Origin of the sequence: Nostoc parmelioides FACHB-3921 (assembly GCF_014696625.1) — a bacterium.
GTDB lineage: Bacteria > Cyanobacteriota > Cyanobacteriia > Cyanobacteriales > Nostocaceae > Trichormus > Trichormus parmelioides.
In genome coordinates, this window is the sequence record NZ_JACJQL010000033.1 from 1 (window position 1) to 23,095 (window position 23,095).

At 41.5% G+C, this 23,095-nt stretch carries 16 protein-coding genes and 1 pseudogene; 8 read left to right on the forward strand and 9 right to left on the reverse strand.

The window, feature by feature from the left end; translation table 11 throughout:
- Nucleotides 1-111: 111 nt before the first annotated feature.
- Both H6G14_RS19980 and H6G14_RS19985 read left to right on the forward strand, forming a co-directional pair.
- Nucleotides 112-387: pseudogene (locus H6G14_RS19980) on the forward strand (hypothetical protein); the annotation flags it as partial.
- A gap of 81 nt (nucleotides 388-468) precedes the next feature.
- Nucleotides 469-2,787, forward strand: coding sequence for a tetratricopeptide repeat protein (locus H6G14_RS19985; protein WP_338421207.1), 2,319 nt, complete (start codon nucleotides 469-471; stop codon nucleotides 2,785-2,787).
- A 44-nt stretch (nucleotides 2,788-2,831) separates the two neighbouring features.
- Here H6G14_RS19985 and H6G14_RS19990 read toward each other — a convergent pair whose 3' ends face one another.
- On the reverse strand, nucleotides 2,832-3,023 hold the full coding sequence (locus H6G14_RS19990; RefSeq protein ID WP_190569056.1) for a hypothetical protein: 192 nt from the start codon (nucleotides 3,021-3,023) through the stop codon (nucleotides 2,832-2,834).
- 182 nt (nucleotides 3,024-3,205) lie between these two features.
- Nucleotides 3,206-3,367: a hypothetical protein gene (locus tag H6G14_RS19995; protein ID WP_190569057.1), complete on the reverse strand. Its 162-nt coding sequence runs from the start codon at nucleotides 3,365-3,367 to the stop codon at nucleotides 3,206-3,208.
- 48 nt (nucleotides 3,368-3,415) lie between these two features.
- Between H6G14_RS19995 and H6G14_RS20000 the strand changes: the two genes are divergently transcribed.
- Together H6G14_RS20000 and H6G14_RS20005 are read left to right on the forward strand one after the other, a co-directional pair.
- Nucleotides 3,416-3,658 (forward strand): hypothetical protein, encoded by a 243-nt coding sequence (locus H6G14_RS20000; RefSeq protein WP_190569058.1) that lies wholly within the window; start codon nucleotides 3,416-3,418, stop codon nucleotides 3,656-3,658.
- Between the two features lie 297 nt (nucleotides 3,659-3,955).
- Nucleotides 3,956-4,423, forward strand: coding sequence for an FHA domain-containing protein (locus H6G14_RS20005; RefSeq protein WP_190569059.1), 468 nt, complete (start codon nucleotides 3,956-3,958; stop codon nucleotides 4,421-4,423).
- Between the two features lie 154 nt (nucleotides 4,424-4,577).
- On the opposite strand, the gene H6G14_RS20010 is transcribed toward H6G14_RS20005, so the two are convergent.
- A complete protein-coding gene (locus tag H6G14_RS20010) occupies nucleotides 4,578-4,925 on the reverse strand; it encodes a hypothetical protein (RefSeq protein ID WP_190569060.1) in 348 nt (115 codons plus the stop codon).
- Nucleotides 4,926-5,209: 284 nt separating this feature from the next.
- Nucleotides 5,210-5,905, reverse strand: a complete 696-nt coding sequence (locus H6G14_RS20015; protein ID WP_190569061.1) for a rhomboid family intramembrane serine protease — start codon at nucleotides 5,903-5,905, stop codon at nucleotides 5,210-5,212.
- A gap of 180 nt (nucleotides 5,906-6,085) precedes the next feature.
- On the opposite strand from H6G14_RS20015, the gene H6G14_RS20020 reads away from it, so the two are divergent.
- Nucleotides 6,086-8,209, forward strand: a complete 2,124-nt coding sequence (locus H6G14_RS20020) for a serine/threonine-protein kinase (protein ID WP_190569062.1) — start codon at nucleotides 6,086-6,088, stop codon at nucleotides 8,207-8,209.
- 455 nt (nucleotides 8,210-8,664) lie between these two features.
- Nucleotides 8,665-9,600, forward strand: a complete 936-nt coding sequence (locus H6G14_RS20025) for a hypothetical protein (RefSeq protein ID WP_190569063.1) — start codon at nucleotides 8,665-8,667, stop codon at nucleotides 9,598-9,600.
- A 109-nt stretch (nucleotides 9,601-9,709) separates the two neighbouring features.
- On the opposite strand, the gene H6G14_RS20030 is transcribed toward H6G14_RS20025, so the two are convergent.
- The 5 genes from H6G14_RS20030 to H6G14_RS20050 all read right to left on the reverse strand — a co-directional run bounded on the left by H6G14_RS20030 (nucleotide 9,710) and on the right by H6G14_RS20050 (nucleotide 19,526).
- Nucleotides 9,710-11,206, reverse strand: coding sequence for an aldehyde dehydrogenase family protein (locus tag H6G14_RS20030; protein WP_190569064.1), 1,497 nt, complete (start codon nucleotides 11,204-11,206; stop codon nucleotides 9,710-9,712).
- A gap of 281 nt (nucleotides 11,207-11,487) precedes the next feature.
- Nucleotides 11,488-12,201 carry a cyclase family protein gene (locus tag H6G14_RS20035; protein ID WP_422394088.1) on the reverse strand — a complete coding sequence of 238 codons (714 nt, stop codon included), beginning with the start codon at nucleotides 12,199-12,201 and terminating at the stop codon, nucleotides 11,488-11,490.
- A gap of 60 nt (nucleotides 12,202-12,261) precedes the next feature.
- On the reverse strand, nucleotides 12,262-17,157 hold the full coding sequence (locus H6G14_RS20040) for a WD40 domain-containing protein (RefSeq protein WP_190569065.1): 4,896 nt from the start codon (nucleotides 17,155-17,157) through the stop codon (nucleotides 12,262-12,264).
- A gap of 105 nt (nucleotides 17,158-17,262) precedes the next feature.
- Nucleotides 17,263-18,615, reverse strand: a complete 1,353-nt coding sequence (locus H6G14_RS20045) for a response regulator (RefSeq protein ID WP_190569066.1) — start codon at nucleotides 18,613-18,615, stop codon at nucleotides 17,263-17,265.
- A gap of 188 nt (nucleotides 18,616-18,803) precedes the next feature.
- Nucleotides 18,804-19,526: a response regulator transcription factor gene (locus tag H6G14_RS20050; RefSeq protein ID WP_190569067.1), complete on the reverse strand. Its 723-nt coding sequence runs from the start codon at nucleotides 19,524-19,526 to the stop codon at nucleotides 18,804-18,806.
- Nucleotides 19,527-20,158: 632 nt separating this feature from the next.
- Here H6G14_RS20050 and H6G14_RS20055 point away from each other — a divergent pair.
- Both H6G14_RS20055 and H6G14_RS20060 read left to right on the forward strand, forming a co-directional pair.
- On the forward strand, nucleotides 20,159-21,382 hold the full coding sequence (locus H6G14_RS20055; protein WP_190569068.1) for an RNA-guided endonuclease InsQ/TnpB family protein: 1,224 nt from the start codon (nucleotides 20,159-20,161) through the stop codon (nucleotides 21,380-21,382).
- Nucleotides 21,383-21,394: 12 nt separating this feature from the next.
- Nucleotides 21,395-22,921: a PAS domain-containing sensor histidine kinase gene (locus tag H6G14_RS20060; RefSeq protein ID WP_190569069.1), complete on the forward strand. Its 1,527-nt coding sequence runs from the start codon at nucleotides 21,395-21,397 to the stop codon at nucleotides 22,919-22,921.
- The last annotated feature ends 174 nt before the right edge of the window (nucleotides 22,922-23,095 follow it).

Consider the following 23,095-nt stretch of genomic DNA (forward strand, 5'->3'; position numbering starts at 1 on the left):
CAAGATTTAGGCGTAGTCAAAGCCCTACGAAAACCAGTCTTCAAGCTGGATCTATCCCCTTTTCCTGCACCCTCTTGACAAATGTGCAATTACTTTAACCTCTCACGGATGCAGCAGCCGTTAGATTATGGTCAAGCTGTGTTGGAGTTGAAAGCCGCAGCCGATACAGATACCGAAATTGCTCAATCAGTGCGGGAAGTGGAAGCAACAGTTAATCAAGATGAATCCCCCAAGGCTGAGGAAATTCAGAAATTAGCCGCAGAAATTCAAGCGCAGCCAGCAATTGTTAATAACTTTGCCAAGTTAGCAGAAAGTATCCAAGCTGAAAAAGGGGCAATGGTTGCCCAACAAATCACAATTCAGGAACAGCACAACACATACAACTGACTACAGTCGCCCGGACAGGAACGGGTAAAGTCAAATCCTGAAATACCGCAAAATTTACCCCTGAGTGGGGTGGTGAAATTTGTGGGACGTGATGAAGAACTGCAAGAACTCCATAAACTATTGCAGGAAAATAACCAAGTAGCCATTGCGGCAATTTTGGGAATGGGTGGACTGGGTAAAACAGAACTCGCCTTGCAATATGCCATGACTCAGCGCGAAAACTACAAAGGTGGACTGTGCTGGTTACAGGCGAAAGCTGAGGATTTCGGCGTTCAAGTGGTGCGGTTTGCCAGAACTCAGCTTGATTTAAAGCCACCAGAAGAATTTGATTTACCTGCACAAGTACAATACTGCTGGCGGAATTGGCGTGAGGGTAATGTGTTGCTGGTGGTGGATGATGTGACAGATTACCAGCAAATCAGACCTTACCTACAGGGCGTATCTTCCAGATTTAAAGTGTTGATGACTACGCGCCAAAAGTTGGGTGCAGCCATCAAGCAATTATCTTTAGATGTATTACAACCAGATGCAGCATTGGAGTTGTTACGGTCTTTGCTGACAAAAACACCAGGGCGAATTGAGAGAGAATTAGATGTAGCAAAACAGTTGTGTGCATGGCTGGGGTATTTGCCTTTGGGTTTAGAGTTGGTGGGGCGATATTTAGCGAAAAAACAAGATTTGTCCCTATTGAAAATGATGGGGCGATTAAAGGAAAAGGAAAAGGAAAAGGAAAAGCCACTAGAACAAGCTGCGCTTAATAAGCCAGAAGCAGATATGACAGCACAACGGGGAATAAAAGCCGCCTTTGAGTTGAGTTGGCAGGAATTAGCAGAGGATGATAAGTTATTAGGCTGTGTACTCAGTTTATTTGCAACCGCACCCATACCCTGGAACTTTGTAGAACAGTGCTTAACAGAGAAAGATGAGGATGAGTTAGAGGAAATTCGGGATGATAAATTATTGAATCTGCATTTACTCCAGCGCAAAGGTGAAGGAATCTATCAACTGCATCCCCTACTGCGGGAATTTTTCCAATCTAAGTTTACAGGTTTAGAGCAAGCAGAGGAATGTAAGCGATCGTTTTGTCAGGTAATGGTAGAAGTTGCTAAACAAATTCCTTACACTCCTACACTTGAGGAAATTAACGCTGTTTCCCTTGCCATACCACACATAGCTGAAGTAGCAAACAATCCCATTCAATACGTCACTGATGAAGATATAATTTTGTCTTTCATCGGCTTGGGTCACTTCTATGAAGGAAAAGGGTTATATACCCAAGCCGAACCTTGGTATCAGCAGTGTTTATCAACAGTACAAAACCGTTTGGGAGACAATCATCTCTATTTCGCCGTCAGCCTCAACAACTTAGCATTACTGTACCAATCCCAAGGAAAGTATGATCAAGCCGAACCCCTTTTACTCCAAGCTTTAGAACTATGTAAACGCCTGCTGGGAGAAAATCATCCCTCCGTCGCCGCCAGCCTCAACAACTTGGCAGGACTCTACCGCACCCAAGGAAAGTATGATCAAGCCGAACCTCTGTATATCCAAGCTTTAGAACTATGTAAACGCCTGCTGGGAGAAAATCATCCCTCAGTCGCCACCAGCCTCAACAACTTGGCATTACTCTACAAATCCCAAGGAGAGTACGACCAAGCCGAACCCCTTTTACTCCAAGCTTTAGAACTATGTAAACGCCTGCTGGGAGAAAATCATCCCTCAGTCGCCATCAGCCTCAACAACTTGGCAGAACTCTACCGCACCCAAGGAAAGTACGACCAAGCCGAACCTCTGTATATCCAAGCTTTAGCACTCAGACAACGCCTGTTGGGAGAAAATCATCCCGATGTCGCCACCAGCCTCAACAACTTGGCATTACTCTACTACTACCAAGGGCGCTACGCTGATGCCGAACCTTTAGCATTACAAGCGATAAAAATAGATAAAGAGACTTTAGGAGAAAATCATCCGAATCTAGCAACAGATATACATAATTTAGCTCTAATATATAGAGAGCAAGAACGTTATAGCGAAGCAGAAGAATTATTTGTGAAAGCCTTAAAGCTCAAACAGTATCTACTGAAAGAAGATCACCCTCTTGTAGCAGATACTATATCCGCGTTAGGTTCTATGTATAGGATGCAGGGTCGCTACAAGGAAGCAGAAGAATTTTCTATAAAAGCATTGGAACTCGATAAACGCTTGCTGGGAGACGAACACCCCTTGGTTGCTACCAGCCTCGACAACTTGGCATCACTCTACCAACACCAAGGAAAGTACGACGAAGCCGAACCCCTGTATCTCCAAGCTTTGAATATTTTCGAGGGAAGTTTAGGCGCGAATCATCCTAATACTGTGAATGTGCGTAAGAATTTAGCAAATTTACGCGATTCTCTCTAATGAGAACACGAAAATTTACCTTCCCAACCTCATCACTCTAGCTTTTATCTCCAAGTTTCCTGTTTTGAACTCAAAGTTTCATGTTCAGAACCCGAAGTTTCGTGTTCCAAACGAGAATGTTCCTGTTTCCAACTAAAGCATTCTTGTTTCCAGTGAGAACGTTCTTGTTCTAAACGAGAATGTTTCTGTTTCAAACGAGAACGTTCCTGTTTCCAGTGAGAATGTTCCTGTTTCAAACGAGAATTTTCTAGTTCTGAGGTCGAATGATGGTGTTTTGAAGGTGTCTACGGTGTATACACATATTTGTGCTGAGTGCAAAATGTGGTTCGATCCCCCTAAATCCCCCTTCAAAAGGGGGACTTTGATTCTTGTTCCCCCTTTTTTAAGGGGGGCTAGGGGGGATCAAAACGTTATGGGGCTAGGTTATTAGACTTGTGTGTACACCGTAGAAAGTTGTAGGGGAGAGGTTTTCCAGATTCCGTGAAAAGTCAGGAGCATCATCAAGTAAATTCACGGACGATATGTGGAGTATAACGGGTTTGTTTTGAAAGTGGCGATCGCTTTGATATGATGATCTCATGAGAATATGCTATGTCTCATTATTATTGAAGCTTGAGGTACTAAAAACATGGCAACACTTCAACTTAATATTGAGCAAGTTATATCATTGGTAAAGCAATTAGCAGTTCCAGAACAGCGTATGATATTACAAGCCATCAAAGCAGAACAAGATGCTTGGTGGCAAAGTAGACTTGATGACGGAGAATTACAGATGCGCTCTTTGAGTGCGTCACGCGGGCTTAATTGGGATATTATGACCGAACAAGAGCGAGAATACTTTATAGATGATTTGATGCACGAATCTAAATGATCTCTTATATAGTTGTTTTTGATACAAATACGCTCTTTTCAGGGTTAGGCTGGCGAGGTAGTCCTTATAGTTGTTTAGAACTTGCAAGAAACGGACAGATTGAATCTGTAACTTGTCGAGAGATTTTATTGGAAGTATAAATCTAAGTGCGCTGGCGTTCTGCCCAGTGGAGGCGATCGCTTATAAGTGTCATTGTGCAGAGTATAATTAGCTTGCCCCAATGCAGGCAATACCCACGGTAAGCTATGCTAACGCTGGTGTGGAAAAAATCAGCTAGGATAAATCAAAGCAACTTGGATGAGTCCAACTTCAACTGACTGTGGCAAAGATGTATCAATGACAGCAGAAACTCTTGAAAGTCATTTATTAATTCTTGAAGACGACCAAGGTCGTAAAGAATTTTCTTTAGACCAGCCTTTATACTCCATTGGTAGAGACAAGGAGTCCAATATTCGTTTAGTGTCGCAATTTGTCTCTCGTCGCCATGCTACATTAGTGCGACTGCCAAAAAATAATAATAGTTATTATTACCGCATTGTCGATGGTGATGGTAAAGGTAAAGCAAGCGCCAACGGTCTGATGATTAATGGTCGCAAAATCCCAGCCCATGATTTAAAAAATGAAGATGAGATAGTTTTTGGCCCGAAAGTACGTGCCATTTACTACTTATTAAAGAATACTCAACGCTCAGGACAAACAGACGCTAGTGAATATGACATTACCCTTATCAATCCGGGTATGACTGAGGATGTAGAAGAACTGTAAACTTCTGACTTGATGAGCATTACTCGCCCAAATTATGATACGGTGGGCGCTGCCCACCCTACAAATACTTAAATTTTGGCAAGGCTAAAATTGGTTTTTAGCATTACCAATTACCAACTCCACAGATATCAATTTTTAATTTTGAGGCGCGATGTTAGCCAGCCAGACTTTCGAGAAGATGCCAATGACGACTACCTTCAATCGACTGCTTAACAAGTTCAAATACTTGCCGACAGTGATTATCCAAGTAGAGGGGTAATTCTTCATTTTTAATCACAATACTCATCCGGCTTTCTGTCTCAGTAGCCGTTGATTTATCAATCAGTACTTCCACTTTCACCAATTTAGGAAAAGGAACAGTCCCAGGAATCTCACGGGCCAAAATGTAATCAGGTGTGTGGTATTGAATTTCTAAATCACAGTCCTGTAACAAGTCTAGAAGCAATGGCTGGAGATAGTCGAAACGGATAGAAATCACAAATGAACACGTATAGCGAGCCATAATAGCCCCAAGCCCCTTACAACACTCCGTCCATCCTATAATATCGAAGTAGCAAAACGGCAAGTAATTATAGATTCCTTAAACAAAAATGCTGATTTTAGTGGGAGGTGAATTCCGTTGGAATGCTTGACTACAAAGGGATAGGGATTTTGGTAACAGGTAATGGGTGATTGGTAATTTGACTCTTATCCATTACCTACTGCTAAAGTAGCTTTGGCAATAACTGTATGTTTTTATACGGATAACAAGGCGCATCAAGGGCGGAGTTTAGAAGAAAAGGTGTTTCAGAATTTTTTTCGGATATAAACTGCACCAATAGTCATGGCTACAATCTGCATCCAGTAGGCTAGGCTTGGTTGATTGACTCCCACCGGGGGAATGTTTAAACTACCAATGCCATAAAATAACTGTTGAATATACCACCATAATGAATAGAAAGAAGCAGGTAATTCAATGGGAATATAAATAAGAATTAACGGTAAAATTGTGTCTATTTTGACCTGAGAAAATTTAATTATATAAGCCCCCAAAACTGCGGCGATCGCTCCATTTGCACCAACAAGTGGTACAGTCAAATTTGGTTCAACTATAATTTGCGCTAACCCTGTGATAATACCAGCAACCAGATAAAATCCTAAATAGCGCCTATGTCCTAAAATATTCTCTACTGCTTTACCAAACACCCATAAAAATAACATATTCCCCAATATTTGGCTAAAACTGCCGTGGATAAATATGGCGAACAACAAAGAGAATAAACGCCCAAACACAACTACCAAAGCCGCAGGATTTATCAGTACATTATTAAGTGTTGTGCTAATCTGGGATGGGACTAAACCCCAAGTGTTAATGAAAGAACTTAATTCACCACTCAGTTCTAGTTTGATTTCCCAGAGGAAGATAAAAATATTAATACCAATCAACCAATAATTAATAATCGGTCGTTCACGAAAATGTAAGTTATCACTAATAGGAATCATTAAATTTGTTAGTAAGGGCAGGTTTATAAAGATCATCGTCTGAGAGTGCGGATATTTGTAAACCCGCCCGTACAGTGGTCAGTAGTCATTAGTTATTACCCCCTGCTTCTTCTCCCCGCACCTTAAAGAATCTGTGGCAAGATTGGAATCAGACACAATGCACTCAAGTAGGTAAACTGGATGCTGGGAAACACACTTGTTGGAAGATACCAAATTATTAGCCACTTGGGAGGAGGGGGATTTGGTGAAACTTTTGTGGCTTGTGATACTCATCTACCAGGATTACCTAAGTGTGTAGTGAAAAAACTCCAACCCCAAGCAAACGATTCGGCTACGTTGGAAATAGCCAGGCGATTATTTGATACAGAGGCGCAAGTTTTATATAAGTTGGGAAGTTGCGATCGCATTCCTCAACTTTTGGCTTATTTTGAGGAGAATGCAGAGTTCTATCTGGTACAGGAATTTATCCCTGGTCACGACCTGAGTAAAGAGTTAACGCCAGGAAAAGTCTTTACTCAAGATGAGGTGACAATACTATTACAAGAGATTCTGACCATCTTGGAATTTGTCCATCAGCAAAATGTGATTCACCGTGATATTAATCCGCGCAATTTACTCAGGCGACAGGATGGTAAGTTAATTCTCATCGACTTTGGGGCAGTGAAGCAAATCACAACCCAAATAGTGACCCCCAGTGGTGAAAATAAATCTACTGTGATTATTGGTACACCAGGTTACATACCCGGAGAACAAGCCCAAGGTAATCCCAAATTTAGTAGTGATATCTATGCTGTGGGGATAGTTGCAATTCAAGCACTGACGGGATTATTACCCCATCAACTAGAACATGATGCTGATACTCATGAAATTATCTGGCAAAATCATGCTCAAGTCTCGTCAGAGTTTGCCAGATTTATAGACAAAATGGTGTGTTATGATTTCCGCCAACGCTATGGTTCAGCGACGACTGCATTACAAGCACTCACAGAATTAACACAACCAACGTCTGGGACAATCGCCATAACTCCCACTTTACCACCTGCCAAATTTAGATTTAATCACGCTAAAAAAAATATATTCATCAAATTATTATTAGCAATTTTATTAATTAGTGCGACTGGTACAGCTTCAGTATTTGTTGTCAATAGTATTAATAGTAATAATGCTACAGAATTGGCTAAACAAGGTAATACTTTTTTTGAATTGCAACGATACAAAGATGCTTTATCTGCTTATAAAAAAGCGGTTGATATTAGACCAGATTATGCTCCTGCTTGGTATGGCAAAGGAAAAACTTTATTTCGACTCAAGCAATATCAAGACGCATTGACAGCTTATGATAAAGCCATTCAAATCCAACCAGATTATGTAGAAGCTTGGAGTGGTAGGGGTTTTAGTTTGCAAAGTTTACAGCGTTATGCAGAAGCGATCGCCTCTTTTGATAAAGCTTTACAACTCAATGAAAATTATCCAGAAGTCTGGAATGCTAGAGGGGAAGCTTTTAGTAATTTAAAACAGTATGATCAAGCAATTAAATCTTATGATAAAGCTATTGAATTTAACTCAGATGCTTACGAGAGTTTTTATAATAAGGGATTAGCTTTGCAAAGCCTCAAAGAATATAATGAAGCCATAAACGCTTATAATAAAGCCATCGAAGTTAAATCAGATTATGAGAGAGCATGGTATAATTTGGGAAACTCTCTAGTGAATTTAAATCGCTACGAAGATGCTTTTAATGCTTATGATAAAGCAGTACAATATAAAACAGATTATGCTATAGCTTGGTTATCTAGAGGTAACGTCTTGATTATTTTACGACGCTATCCAGAAGCGATTGAGTCTTTTAATCAAGTTATAAAATTTAATCCTAATAATTATCAAGCATGGTATGGCAGAGGTTGGTCACAGCATCAAAACCAACGCTATGCAGAGGCGATAGAATCCTATAAGAAAGCGGCAACAATTAAGCCCAGTAATTATCAGGTTTGGTATAGTTTAGGCAATTCTCAGTATATTTTACAGCAATATCAAGAGGCGATCGCATCCTATAATAGGGCGGTGCGTTACCGACCAAAGCATATTGAAAGTTGGTACAGTCGGGGTAATGCCTTATTTAGTTTAAAACAATACAAAGAGGCGATCGCATCCTATGAACAAGCAATTAAACATAAACCAGATTATAACCAAGCAATTAACGCCCGTGACGAAGCCCAGCGTCAACTCCAAGCTGCAACACCAAAACCTGTAGTTATCCCAGTCATGCCTACTCCTGAATTTACTAATCCTCCGCAAGACAATTAACTTATTCTCACAGATAATAAGTAATGGGTAATTGGTAAAATAAATTATAAAATTTTATCTGCAATGGGATAGAGTATTAAACCACATCAAAAACAATTTAAAGACAATATACTTATTAGTTATTACCGTTTTGTTTGAGTTGCACGGGTATTTAACTTATCCATTGGCTGGGTGTATATTCTTACTAAATGAATTAACTACATTGTAAATAATAAATACGGATAAAATTGTTATTTAGAAATCTGCCAAAATGGCAACTTAAAGAATAATTGCTAAGTTATCTTTAACGAGCATCAATAAGATTGAAACTTTTGTTATCACTGTTTATTGAGTATTTTAAAAGTATTATCTCTTATATCTAAAGTCTGACTAAGAAAGTGTGTGACTAGCACATCAAGATCACATACTGAGAATATTTTCCTTCATCATAAAGTTCATATACCTTTAAACCCATCATGCTCACAGCTATTTGTACTTTATTTGAAGGTGATTACCACTACGGTGTGGGAAACCTGGTAAATTCTCTCTATCATCACGGTTTTCGTGGTGTAATTTGGGCGGGATATCGGGGTAATTTACCACCTTGGACTGCATCTGTTAAAAACGATGAAAACTATCAGGAATTTACTGTTGCCCAAGATTGTGTAATTCGTTTTATTAAGTTAGATACTTACAAGTGTTTTACAAACTATAAACCAGATTTTATGCTGCAACTCTGGGAAAATTACTGCCCAGAAATTGAAGCAATATTTTATTTTGACCCTGATATTGTCAACAAAAGGCGCTGGGCTTTTTACGAAGAGTGGGTTGGTAGAGGCATTACTTTATGTGAAGATGCTTATGATTATATGCCTGCCAATGATCCTAATCGCATTGCTTGGCAGGAACTAGCAGAGCGCCACGGTTATCGTTCTCTTCGGCAATTAGATAGATATTACAATGCAGGTTTTATTGGAGTAAAACAAACTCAAAAAGAAATACTAGTATTGTGGAAAAATTTGCTAGAAACTTTTGAATCTGCTGGATATTTTGACCTCCATAATTTTCATCTTTATTCGGAGCAATATCCCTATTTTTTAACTGATCAATGTGTTTTGAATTTAGCAGTAACATTGTCTAATGAACCATTGAGTACTGTTAGCCGCTTGGGTATGGATTTCGGCAATGCCAGTACTTATCTGATGTCCCACGCATCAGGGGCAGCAATCAAGCCGTGGCGCAAAAAATTGCTTTTAAAAGCTTTGGGTGGCGTTCCTCCAAGCTTGACTGATAAAGCCTATTGGCAACATACTCAATCACCAATTCAACTTTATCCGAGACGGTCATACTTGACGAAAAGAATTGAGCTACGCTGCGCGTCTGCTATTGGGCGCTTTATCAGACGTTCTTAGTTTAATTAGTCATTGCTGATTACTCAACGGTCAACGGTCAAAAGTCAAAAGTCAACAGTCAACAGTCAACAGTCAACAGTCAACAGTCACTAATTCTTCCTCCAGTCTCCTAACTCCTGTTATCAATTTGCGCGCGTTGTAAACTGCCGGAAAAGTCTACGTAAACGCTTTTCCATTCTGTGAACACATCTAAAGCGGTGGTGCCGGCTTCCCGGTGTCCGTTACCGGTTTGTTTGACACCACCAAAAGGTAAGTGTACTTCTGCGCCAATGGTGGGGCCGTTGATGTAGGTGATACCGGCTTCAATGTCGCGCATGGCAGCAAAGGCGCGATTGATGTCACGGGTGTAGACTGAGGAGGAAAGACCATATTTGGTATCGTTAAGGATAGCGATCGCCTCTTCAAAGGTGCTAACCTCAATCAATGCCACTACAGGCCCAAATATCTCTTCACGAGCAACGCGCATCTGTGGGGTGACGTTATCTAAAATCGTGGGTTGAAAAAAGTAGCCCTGTTGTAATTTTCCCTCGGTGGCAATTTCCCCACCGATTAAAATCTTGGCTCCTTCTTCACGGGCAATATTCATATATTCATGTACCCGTTGCAACTGTCGGTTATTAATTATCGGCCCAATATCTGTCTCAGGTTCATTACCAGCACCCAAACGTAATTGGCTGGCACGTTCACGCAACATGGTTGTAAATTTTTCTTTGATGTCACGATGTAAAATTAAGCGACTGGTAGCTGTACATCGTTGCCCTGTCGTGCCGAAGGCTCCCCACAATGCCCCATCAAGGGCAAGTTCTAAATCTGCATCTTCCATCACCACTTGAGCATTTTTCCCGCCCATCTCCAAACAGACGCGCTTGTGAGTGCGTCCACAAGTTTCGCCAACATACGCACCAGTGGCGGAAGAACCAGTAAATGAAACTAAATCAATTTTTGGATGTTCGACTAAAGCTTTCCCCGCTTCCTCACCCACTCCATGCACCAAGTTAATTACGCCCGGTGGTAAACCTGCGGCGGCGAAAATCTCGATTAATTTTGTGGCACAGGCGGGGGTGTCTTCCGCAGGTTTGAGAATCACCGTATTGCCACAAACCAAAGCTGGCATTGCTTTCCAGCAAGGAATAGCCACAGGGAAGTTCCAGGGAGTAATTAAAGCACAGACTCCAATGGGCATTCGCACAGTCATGGCGAACTTGTTGGGCATTTCCGATGGTGTGGTTTGCCCAAACAACCGCCGTCCTTCACCAGCACTATAAAAGGCGCAGTCAACGCCTTCCTGCACATCGCCCCTAGCTTCAGTTAAGGGTTTACCCATTTCCCTACTAATGAGCTGGGCTAGTTCTTCTTTATGCTGGAGTAATAATTCGCCGACACGAAAGATATATTCGGCTCTGGCTGGGGCTGGGACTTTGCGCCAACTGCCATAGGCTTGACGGGCGGCGGCGACGGCTCTATCTACATCGTCAGGTTGGGAACGGGGGAAAGTGGCAACAATTTCGCTCTTGTTAGCAGGGTTGTGACTGTTGAGGGTGGTTTCTGTGGCGGCGTTTAACCATTGACCATTGATGTAATTTTGGCAGTTTAGGGGAGTTTTCATTTGGGGGATAGGGGGATATAGGGGTGTAGGGGTTTAGGGGTGTGGGGGATTAGGGGTTTAGGGGTAAAACTCTTACACCCTTAAACAGTTAAATAAGTTTTAAATAAGTTTGGCTTGACTTCTAGGTTATCGTCTAGTTTACGGAATGGACAGGAGACATCAAGACAACCAATCACAGGCAAATTACACAACCAAACATGAAAATATTTTTCCCTTACACCCTTACACCCCCACACCCCTAAACCCTTACACCCTCACACCCCTATACCCCCACACCACTATCAAGGCGCTAATGCCAAAACTCCCACTGGCGAACCTGAGCCACCGCGTAATCTAAGGATTGCGATCGCCAGATTACTACCTTTTGCTGGTAGTTGATGCAAATTTGTCAAATTTTCTAACACAATACCTTGTTGCGCCAATACTAAGCGGTTGGTAGCAAAACTGGTGTCTTGTCCAGGGTCTACCCCATGAGTATCGATTCCTACGCCTGCAATCTGTCGCTCCTCCAAGAGGAATTGGGTTGCATCGCTACCAAAACCCGGAAAGTGCATGATTCCTGCGGCATCTTGGTTGAGAAAAGCGTTTTTATCAGACCATTTATTCTGCCAGCCAGTGTGTAGTAATACTACATTACCAATAGGAATTTCACCGTGTTCTGCTTCCCAGGCGAAGATATCATCAATTGTGAGTTTATAATCGGCGTTGACTGCTGCGGCTGCCTGTATATCTATGACTACAGCAGGGACAATGAGCGACTGAGCCGGGTATTGGTCAATTCCTATACCTGCTTGATAAAAACTATTAGGAGCATTGATATGAGTGGCGCTGTGTTCCCCTATCGAGAAGCCCCGTAGATAATAGCCATCATCAGGGAGTTGGGCAACGGTGGTAAATTCAATGGGAGGGTCGCCAGGCCATTGGGGAATACCTGGGTCAATTATATGACTTAAGTGAATCACGCGGGAGTATGCGATCGTTTTTAAGCTTGACACTCTAATCACCCACTGCAAAAATGTCTCACCATCAGAACCTACCACTTATTTTGCTAGACTCTATCGCCCAGGAGTTTGGCATGACGGCAGCTCTTCTAAAACCTGTGGATGGGCTATCAGATAATTATTCAGCAAGTTGCAACCAGAGTGTAATAAGTTATCGAAATATAAATCCCAGAAAATGATGGTTTTATCACCACCTGCGGTAGCTAACTGTTTACCATCGGGGCTGTAGATGATGCTTCTCACCCAATCACTATGACCAGTGAGAGTTTTTAGGACTTGACCACTGTTGACATCCCAAATTTTAATTGTGTTGTCACGACTGGCGGAAGCTAATTGTTGTCCGTCGGGGCTGTAAGCGACGCTTCTCACCCAATTGCTATGACCAGAGAGAGTTTTTAAGGGTGTACCTCTGCTTACATCCCAAATTTTGATGTTATCACTGGCGGCAGCTAACTGTTTACCATCGGGACTGTAGACAACGCTTTTGACTGAATTCTGATGACCAGAGAGAGTTTTCAGGAGTTTACCATTGTTGACATCCCAAATTTTGATGGTTTTGTCGTCGCTGGCGGAAGCTAATTGCTTTCCATCAGGGCTGTAGGTGACACTCCTCACCCAACTGCTATGACCGAAGAGAGTTTTTAGAAGTTGACCACTGTTGACATCCCAAATTTTGATTGTTGTGTCACCACTAGCGGAAGCTAATTGTTGTCCATCGGGGCTGTAGGCGACACTAATCACCCTATCTTGATGACCAAGGAGAGTTTTTAAGGGTTGACCAGTACTGACATCCCAAATTTTGATGGTTTTGTCGCTACTAGCGGAAGCTAATTGTTTTCCATCGGGGCTGTAGGTGATGCTTCTGACCCAATCACTATGACCAGAAAGAGTTTTGAGGGTTTGACCAGTGCTAATATCCCAAATTTTGATGATGTTGTCACCACTACCGGAGGCTAATTGTTTTTCCCTGGGACTGTAGGCGATGCTGATAACAGAATCATTATGACCATAGAGTATTTTTAAGGGTTTACCGATGCTGATATCCCAGATTTTGATGGTCTTGTCACCACTGGCGGATGCTAATTGTTTGCCATCGGGACTGTAGGCAATACTATAGACTGAATTGCTGTGACCGGAGAGGGTTTTCAGGAGTTGACCACTGCCGACATCCCAAATTTTGATGGTCTTATCACCACTGACAGAAACTAACTGTTGTCCATTGGGACTGTAGGCGATGCTATAAACAGGCTGGTCATGACTAGAGAGAGTTTTCAGGAGTTGACCATTGCTGATGTCCCAAATTTTGATGGTCTTGTCGCTACTGGCGGAGGCTAAATGTTTGCCGTCGGGGCTGTAAGCAATACTAATTACCCCATCACTATGACCAGAAAGAGTTTTCAGGAGTTGACCACTGTTGATGTCCCAAATTTTAACTGTCTTGTCTCGACTAGCGGAAGCCAATTGTTTTCCATCAGGACTGTAGGTAACGCTTCTTACTGCATGATTATGGCCAGAGAGAGTTTTTAGGCTTTTACCAATGTTAATATCCCAAATTTTAACTGTCTTATCATCACTGGCAGAAGCTAATTGTTGTCCATCGGGACTATAGGCGATGCTGATGACGGAATCACGATGACCAAAGAGGGTTTTCAGGCTTTTACCACTGCTGATATCCCAAATTTTAATTGTCTTATCACCACTACCAGAAGCTAATTGTTGCCCATCGGGACTATGGGCGATGCTGATGACGGAATCATTATGACCGGAGAGGGTTTTTAGGAGTTGACCATTGTTAATATCCCAAATTTTAACTGTCTTATCACCGCTACCAGAGGCTAACTGTCGTTTTTGTGGGGCAAAGGCGACACTACTCACCCAATTTTCATGACCTGCCAAAGTATTCACCTCTGTGGCACGATTTTCTTTATATTCATTGGGCTGTAAGTAGATAGCTCGCTGTAAAGTTGCCGCAGTTTGTATTGTGGCAGAACTTTTTTCTCTCTCCCACGGTGTACCCTTGAGTTTGTTAGCTGCTTTTAGTGCTTCTATCAAAGCATCAGGATATTGTTTAGAGACAAAAAAAGCTTCTGAAGAATTATTCAAGGCGTTAATTTCGTTAATTCCGGCGCTAATTTCGGCGTTTTGTGTCTGTTTTTTGGCTTCATTTGCTAACTGCACTGCTAAAGCGGTTAAAACAACAATACCTATACCCACAGCCACTGAACTAAACAAAGCACGTTGTAGAAAGCGGTAAAGTTTGGCTTCACTTAGTTTTCTTTGCTCTCTTTCTTTGTCCAGTTCCGCTATCACCTGTTTTAATTTTTGTTGTTGTTGCTGGCGGATAAAGGCGGCTAAATAGTCATGCACCAATTGATAACGGTCAGTGGGTTTTTCTGGGAGCAAAACAACTAAGCCAGATTTGACGAAAATATCTAAAACTAAATCGAATTGCTGGAGAGTTAAGATTTGCTCATTTCTCACAGGCTGTTGTGAAGATTTTGGCGTAATTTTGCCCTGTTTTTGCCGTGGTATTGGGGAAATTTGTGCAGATTCCACATCATAAGCAGAAAAATATTGCTGAAAATCCCGTTCTAATTCCCCCCGTGTCTTTAGGGGACGAGTTCCTCTTTCATCGGTCAGAGAATACAGCAGAAACTCCGCCAATTGCTGATTTTCTTCGCCGCAGTCATGGATAACCTCATTTAAATAATGCTGCACTAAGTCTTGTTTGGTGCCGAAACGCCGATATTTTTCTAAGGTGGTGATATTCTCGGTTTGTAATTGCGCTCCCACAATTTGCAACTCAATGGGGCGAACTTCACCCAATTCTCCTGCTAAATCTTCTACCAGTGCATCTATTAAGTCAGGTTCTAAGTTAAAGCTAGTATTTGCAGTTAGACGCTGGATAATTGACTTTGTATCATTGGGGGAGAAGTTTCCCAACTTGTAAAGCACGTTATTACTAAGAATGTCATTACCAATAATCTGAAATTCCGGCAAATCATTACATTCCAGTAAATAATGGATGTAATCTACCCGCAGCGATAAAATAACTTTCACTGAAAGAACGTGCAGACATTCCCCCAGAAACTCAAAAAACTGCTTTCGTTGTCCTAGTTCGGGGTAAACGAAGAAAAATTCCTCAAATTGGTCAAACACTAACACTGTGCGGAGGTTGCGTTGTTCATTTTCACGCAACTGGGCGATGAGGAACGAGGAGACAATAGGTTCTGAACTCGAACGTTGGGTTTCTCCTTCTCCTTTTCCCCCATCCTTTATCAAAATGCGCGCCAACTCTTGCAGCCAGTTGGTGTAAACACGCATAACGACGACTAAATTATCTTGCACACCAATGGCTTTTTTCTTTAAAGCGGGAACTAAACCTGCATTAATGAGGGAACTTTTACCCACACCCGATTGCCCATGAATGACTATCAATTTATAATCAGGGCGACCGACGCGTTCTATTAAACGTTCTACATCTAATTGACGACCAGATGCAGCAATTTCTAAGGCAATATTATCTTGTAGAGAAGTTGTAGGTAAGGTTTCTAAATGTGTTTGCTTACGTGCTTCTAATCTTCCTGCGCCAATAAAAGCCCGCAAGCCAAATTGTTGTTCAATGGAAAGTAATTGCTGTTTAATTTCATAGGCTGCAAGATATTTTTTTTGAGTGAAATAAACATTATGTAAATAACTGAGAATATGCAGATAAAGCCTGACATCTTCTTGAGGATTTAACTTATTTATAGCATCTTCTAAGTTAGCGATCGCCTGGGGAATTTGCCCTAAATTATATTGAGAGCAACCCTGAATAAATCTATATAAGCTTAATTCTGGTGCTGAGAGTGGATTATCTGATTTATCGGCTGATATAAAATCTAATGCTTGGTTAATTAATTGATTTGCCTGTCGCCAATTTTTTTCGGCTAAAGCCACATCTGCTAAACAAGCATAATTCCTAGCAATTTCTCTATTATTATTATCTGCTTGATGAATGATTAAAGCTTTTTGAGATAGCTTTTCCAACTGTTCCCAATCGTTAAGATTACGTAAGATTATAGCTAACTTATAAAGAGATTTAGCAATTAAATCTGCGCGTTGAATCTGGTTAATAAAATCGATATATGCTTGAGTATAACGCCTCGTATTATGCCAAGATATATGATTAATATCTTGATATTTATAACTTTGAATATAATAACAAAAAGCAATCTCTAAAAGAATAAATTCTTGAGGTTTAATTAAATCAAGCTTTTGCCATAAATCACCAGCCCGATGATAATATAACAACGCATCTGTAACTTTATTGATATTCTTGTTAATCAAGCCCAGCAATGATAATAAATTAGCCGCTAATTCTATATTATCTATCTGTCCATCTATAAACAAATCTCTTTGGGCTGCTAATAACTCAGTTTCTAGCTTGAGTGATTCATGAAAAGTCAGTTTAGTCTGATCACTCAAATATTGATGAGCCGTTTCAAGAATAAAATCAGTTAATTGTTGTCGGTCAATAGGGAAATTTTTCGTAACTGCCCAACTTTCTAAATCAGGTGCAACTTGAATTAATTGTTTATAGATTTCATCATCAATCCACAACACCAAAGGGAAATGAAAATGCTGGCGGAACTCCTCGCGCACTTGATTGGCTGAACTTAACATCACTGCTAAATCCTGCACTTTTTCCAACCCGATAACCATCACACAACCAAGAATCTCTGCGCCAAATTCATCCCGAATGGCAGTATAGAGGGTTTTATCAGATTGCTGGACTTCCAAGACGCAAATTTCCGCTTGGCAAATTTCTTGTAATCTTTTGATTAAGCGATCGCGCAAGCTGGCATAATTACACCGTGCCAAAATCAACTTAAACTGCCCTACAGAAGCATCAATCGCCCAAGCTAATTGTTGCAGAGAGCGATCGTTATTCACTAAATCATTTGTCATTTGTTATTTGTTGTTGGTCAATAGTCAATAGTTAATAGTTCATAGTTATTCTTCTTTACTCCCCCTGCTCCCCCTGCTCGCCTGCCCCCTGCTCCCCCTGCTCCCTCATCCCCCCATCTCCTTTGCGCCAATCAAAATGGGATTGACATCAAACCAAGACTCGCCGCCATCTCGATATTCAAAGACAAAACGACTACGGATGAGTTTTTGGTAGCCGTGGTCATCGCTAACTTTTTTCTTCTGTTGGACATGGCGTAATAATTGCCATTCTTCTTCGGAAATTGGCAAAATCATTTCGTTGCGACGGGAACGAATAACTTGTTCTAAAGTATTGCGGGTGAGGGGAAGCGCCATTTCTTCCATAATCCAGCTATTCAGGAGCCGCAGCAAGTCACGCACATGACCACCACTCAAGATACATAAACGCTTTAAGGTGTCAGCACTATCAAAAATCTCAGAAATTTTGTCTAGGCGTTGTTCTGGTTGCAAGTCAGGAAAGGCTCTGGCTAATACCATCTGTTGCATCAGCTCCATTCCTTGCTCATGCACCCTACCATCAGGCCAATGTAAGGGAACCATAGGTAATACTTTGGGGTCTTCGGGAAAGCGCTGAGTCAGCATTCCGTAATCGTTGGAAAACTTGAGAGACAGGGGCATGGTGTAGACTAGATGACAATTTAACTTGGTGAGATATTCACCTTGGTCTACAAATAAATATTCCTGCTGGGGTCGTCCCCAAGACTTAGGACGGTTATCTATGCGGTCGAGGTTATCGACAATGACAACTAGACCATTTTTACCTTGTTGTTTGAGTTTAGCGATCGCCGGCTGCAATAATTCTTGATTAATCGCTTCCAACAGCTTGATTTTTTGCGGTGCGAGATATTGATTGATTTTCTCTCGTAGTGTGGGGTCACTTTTAATTTTGGTGGTGATTTCACCAATACCTACAGATAGAGATAACTTTTCTTGCTCTACACTGACACCGACATCACCCACTACGGGAACTTTGGTTTTAATCCCCGTCACCTCAGAGTTTAAAACCTTCCATGCACCTAGTAGCAAATCATTAAATTTGTGAGTCTCCCCCAGAGTGATTTTATCCAAACTTTGGCTCACACGCCGAGCGATCGCCAACAACACATCGGCTATATCAACATCGGTCATTTCTAAGTCATCACTAGACTCAAAATAAACTACATGAAAGCCTAACTTTTCTAATTCTGCTTGTAAGCGGATGAGTTCCGTCGATTTACCACAACCAATATGTCCTGTAAATAAAGTGCAGGTAGGTTCATCTGGCTTAAAAAAAGTAATCTTTTGTTTGAGCTTACCGATAATATCGCCGCCACGCACCGAAGAAAAGTCAATGTAGTATTTTTTATCTGTGTCCTGATTGAGAAATAGAGTCCGACTAGGGTCTGTAGCCTGAAAAAATCCCCGTAAATCTATAGCCATAAGTTTAGTAATCTAGTTCTCTTGGCAACCCTGTATAACAGTGATTACCAAGATAAGAGTACTAATAGGAATTCGTAATTCGTAGTAATCCGTAAAATTAGCGCAAAAAGCTAAAACCTTGATTTACGGGAAAAACCAAGGTTAGGGTATGGGTGTTAAATTTTGGTAGGTGCGTTATGGTTTCATGTTTAAGCTACTAACCCAGAACGTAAAGCACGTACAGCCGCTTGGGTACGGTCATCAGCGCAAAGTTTATTCAGGATGTTGCGGACGTGGGTTTTAACTGTACCAACAGTAATATAAAGTTTTTCCGCAATTTGACCATTACTACAGCCAGCAACAATCAACTCTAGAATTTCTAATTCCCGTTGTGTAAGGGGGTAAGTTTCTAATACTTGTTCATATTCCGAAGGTAGAGCCTCAATTTTGACGGTTTTGGGCTTATCAGATGATTGACTTTCTCCGGGGATGCCTTGGCGCATCTTCTGTAATACTACATTAGCGATCGCTGGATCAATCCATGAGTTGCCGCCAAAAGTCGCTTGAATTGCTTCTGTCAGCCTACTAATGCTGGTTTCTTTCATGTAGTAAGAGTCTGCCCCAGCTGCAAAAGCCGCCAGTACTGCATCTTCGGTATGATCCATTGTCAGAATGAGAATCTTGGTGTGGGTTTGCCCACTCTCAGCTTGATAACGCCTAAACTTGCGAGTGAGTTCAATGCCATCCATGTCCGGCAAGCCAATATCTACCACCGCTACATCCGGCTTCGCCGTTTCCAAAAGTTTCAGTCCTTGAGTAGCATTAGCCGCTTCACCAATTACTTTGATGCCAGTGTTGGCCTGTAATGCAGCTCTTAGCCCCATTCTGGTTAGGTCATGATCTTCAATTAAAATAATGCTGATTTCATTCATCGTTACACTCACTCTTGTCTAATTGCCTCTTGCAAACTAAGTTGTTTTTTCAATCACTTCTTTTATTTTCCCAAACCAAAGATAGATGATATCTTGATGGGTCTGCATCCACCGATAGAAATAATAAATCTATTTTTTTTGGGTTTAGATAGAGATAAAAATCTGGCTAGAGATATATCGCTATTTTACAAGAAAATATAGAATACTGTGACAACCTATTGATTTTGACACAGGGAAAATAATTTCTGGTGAGTAATACTTTAAATTTAATTTCAGCTTATGACAAAGTATTGTCAACAATATAAAAATTAGGTAGAAAATATTAATATATGGATAATTTGGATCAGGAATATAAATACAAAGTCTGATTACTCAGATCCCCGACTTCTTCAAAAAGTCGGGGATCTTGTTTAGAATTTTTATGAAGGTTAATCAATAGCACTCAATAAGCTAACAATTACTCACTTTTACTAACTTTCTTTGACAGACCCCGAATAAACTCACGCAGTACATCGGTTTTAGTCCTTGACACTTGCTCACAGTATGACTCTAGTAAGTCCAGTTCTTTCTGCGGAATCCTTATTGTTAGCTTTCTTTCGTCTTTCATTGTCTGCTAATATGCTGTACAATGTATGCTACTAGGATTTAAGACAGAACTCAAGCTCAATAATAAGCAGCGCACTCAGTTGTCAAGGCACTGTGGCGTTGCAAGACACGCTTGGAACTGGGGACTGTCTTTAACTAAGCAGATACTTGACCACAACAAAATCAACCCAGAAGAGAAAATTAAATTTCCTTCAGCAATTGACCTGCATAAGTGGTTGGTAGCGATGGTAAAGCCTGAGCATCCCTGGTATTTTTATGTGTCAAAGTGCGCACCTCAATATGCCTTGCGTGACTTGCGAACAGCGTGGGATAGGTGTTTCAAGAAAGTGTCGGGTGTTCCTAAGTTTAAAAAGAAAGGGAAATTTGACTCATTCGAGTTGGATGGAACCATTAAAATTCGTGGAACACGCAAAATCCAACTTCCCCGACTAGGTGCATTAAAAACCTATGAAGATTTGCCCCAGGTTCAACCCAAGTCAGTCACCATCAGCCGTACTGCTGACCGTTGGTACATTTCCTTTCGGATTGAGGTAGAGCCAAGGGACACGCCCAAAACAATTGATGTTGTAGGCGTTGACCTTGGCGTTAAATCCCTCGCCACACTTTCCACTGGTGAAGTGCTTGAAGGTGCAAAATCCTACCGCAAACTAGAGGCGAAACTATCTAGACTCCAGTGGTTGAATCGTCACAAGCAACGCGGTTCAGCCAACTGGAGAAAAGCGCAAATCAAAATTGCAAAGCTGCATCAACGCATAGCCAACATCCGCAAAGACACATTACACAAACTTACTACCTATCTAGCCAAGAACCACGGCGTGATAGTGATTGAGGATTTAAACGTGTCTGGGATGATGGCGAACAGGAAGTTAGCTAAGGCAATAGCTGATATGGGCTTCTATGAGTTCCGTCGTCAGCTAGAGTACAAAACTCAGCTTTACGGTAGTGAGCTAGTAGTTGTAGACAGGTTCTACCCCAGTAGTAAAACCTGCTCCAATTGCGGAACAAAGAAAGAATCTCTATTACTATCAGAACGTGTTTTCAAATGCGAAAACTGCGGTTTTGAGTGTGATAGAGACTTGAACGCCGCAATTAATTTGAGCCACTGCGTTGCTTTGGTTCCCAAAGTTGTAGCAAGTGGCGTGTCTAAGGCGGTGAGTCACGCCGTGCCAGCTTGTGGAGTGGATAACGCCGACGTTGCCACAGTGAAGCAAGAAGATTTCAGTTTGTTAGCAAACGTTAGTAAATTATGAACGGATGTTTGTATGATAACTACAAGCAATCAAACAACTCCAGAGAGCGATCGCCACTCTGAAAATATAGCAAAAATGGCCCCTGTTGGCATATTTCATGCAGACTTAGCGGGTAATTGTCTTTATGTCAACGAGCGTTGGTGTGAAATGTCTGGTCTTTCTCCAAAACAATCATTGGGTCGAGGTTGGCAGGTAGCTATTCATCCAGATGATTTGAAACTATTACAGGCGCAAGCCCGGTTTATTTTGTCACAGCAGAAGTCATATAAAGCTGAGTTGCGCTTGCAAGACCCTCAAGGCAAAATTACTTGGGTATTATCAGAAGCAGTAGCAGAAATTGACGAAAATGTTCGCATAGTCGGTTATATCGGCACAGTAGTCGATATTAGTGAACGTCACCAGATAGAAGAAGCATTGCGTGAAAGTGAAGAACGATTCGCAATGATGGCGAATAATGCACCTGTGATGATTTGGATGTCAGGATTAGACAAACTCTGCAATTTTTTTAATCAAGGCTGGCTAGACTTCACAGGACGCACAATGACAGAAGAATTAGGTAATGGTTGGGTAGAAAGCGTGCATCCAGAAGACCGAGAATGTTGTATTCACACATATACTGCGGCCTTCGACCATCGAGAAATTTTCATGATGGAATATCGCCTCAAACGTTTTGATGGTCAATATCGCTGGATTTTCGATACGGGTACACCCAGATTTAATTCAGATGGTAGTTTCGCTGGTTATATAGGTTCCTGTGTTGATATTAACCCCCGCAAGCAAGTAGAAATTACCCTCCAACAACGAACCAAACAACTGACCCGCTTAAATACTATCCTGGCGAAAACCACCACGTTGTTGCAACAACGCAATCAAGAATTAGACCAGTTTGCTTATGTTGCATCCCATGATTTAAAAGCACCTTTACGGGCGATCGCTAGTTTATCAGAATGGTTAGAAGAAGACCTCGCCGACCAACTTCCCGAAGAAAATCAACATCAGATGCAGTTGTTACGGGGTCGGGTGCGGCGCATGGAAGCCTTAATTGATGGTCTACTGGAATATTCGCGTATTGGCCGCGTCCACACAGAATTAACACAGGTCAATGTGGACTCATTACTCAGGGAAGTAATCGACTCGTTGCAACCACCAGCAAGCTTTCACATCGAAATCCAGCCAAAAATGCCTACTTTAGTCACAAAGAGAGTTCCCTTACAACAGGTGTTCGCTAACTTAATCGAAAATGCCATTGAACACCACACACGAATCGATGGTAGGGTGAAAATTTCGGTGCGAGATTTAGGGAAATACTACGAATTTAGTGTGGAAGATGATGGCCCTGGCATACCTGTAGAATATCAGGATAAAGTTTTTGTAATTTTTCAAACTCTTGAACCGCGCGATCGCAAAGAAAATACGGGGATTGGTTTGGCGATCGTCAAAAAAATTGTCGAAACGGAAGGGGGTTCCATTAATTTGAAGTCTGTCTTTGGGACTGGAAGCACATTTTGTTTTACTTGGCCTAAACGTTCTCTTGAGTAAAATAGCTCAAGCTTATGGTACACAATGATTTTCTCCAACTCTCACTAATGGGTGAGGACGTGCGTTCAGTCGCTCTTTTACAATTGGGTTGAAGCTTAACTCAAGTATTTTATATTACTTAGTAAAAGCTTAGTCTGCGAAAGCACTCAGCATTTGTGTAGTAAGCTAATGCGC

Bases quoted from the DNA above. Each gene is read 5' to 3' on its own strand.
- H6G14_RS19995 (WP_190569057.1), bottom strand. From the start codon at position 3,367: ATGAGATCATCATATCAAAGCGATCGCCACTTTCAAAACAAACCCGTT.
- H6G14_RS20000 (WP_190569058.1), top strand. From the start codon at position 3,416: ATGGCAACACTTCAACTTAATATTGAGCAAGTTATATCATTGGTAAAG.
- H6G14_RS20005 (WP_190569059.1), top strand. From the start codon at position 3,956: ATGAGTCCAACTTCAACTGACTGTGGCAAAGATGTATCAATGACAGCA.
- H6G14_RS20010 (WP_190569060.1), bottom strand. From the start codon at position 4,925: ATGGCTCGCTATACGTGTTCATTTGTGATTTCTATCCGTTTCGACTAT.
- H6G14_RS20015 (WP_190569061.1), bottom strand. From the start codon at position 5,905: ATGATTCCTATTAGTGATAACTTACATTTTCGTGAACGACCGATTATT.
- H6G14_RS20020 (WP_190569062.1), top strand. From the start codon at position 6,086: ATGCTGGGAAACACACTTGTTGGAAGATACCAAATTATTAGCCACTTG.
- H6G14_RS20025 (WP_190569063.1), top strand. From the start codon at position 8,665: ATGCTCACAGCTATTTGTACTTTATTTGAAGGTGATTACCACTACGGT.
- H6G14_RS20030 (WP_190569064.1), bottom strand. From the start codon at position 11,206: ATGAAAACTCCCCTAAACTGCCAAAATTACATCAATGGTCAATGGTTA.
- H6G14_RS20040 (WP_190569065.1), bottom strand. From the start codon at position 17,157: ATGACAAATGATTTAGTGAATAACGATCGCTCTCTGCAACAATTAGCT.
- H6G14_RS20045 (WP_190569066.1), bottom strand. From the start codon at position 18,615: ATGGCTATAGATTTACGGGGATTTTTTCAGGCTACAGACCCTAGTCGG.
- H6G14_RS20050 (WP_190569067.1), bottom strand. From the start codon at position 19,526: ATGAATGAAATCAGCATTATTTTAATTGAAGATCATGACCTAACCAGA.
- H6G14_RS20055 (WP_190569068.1), top strand. From the start codon at position 20,159: ATGCTACTAGGATTTAAGACAGAACTCAAGCTCAATAATAAGCAGCGC.
- H6G14_RS20060 (WP_190569069.1), top strand. From the start codon at position 21,395: ATGATAACTACAAGCAATCAAACAACTCCAGAGAGCGATCGCCACTCT.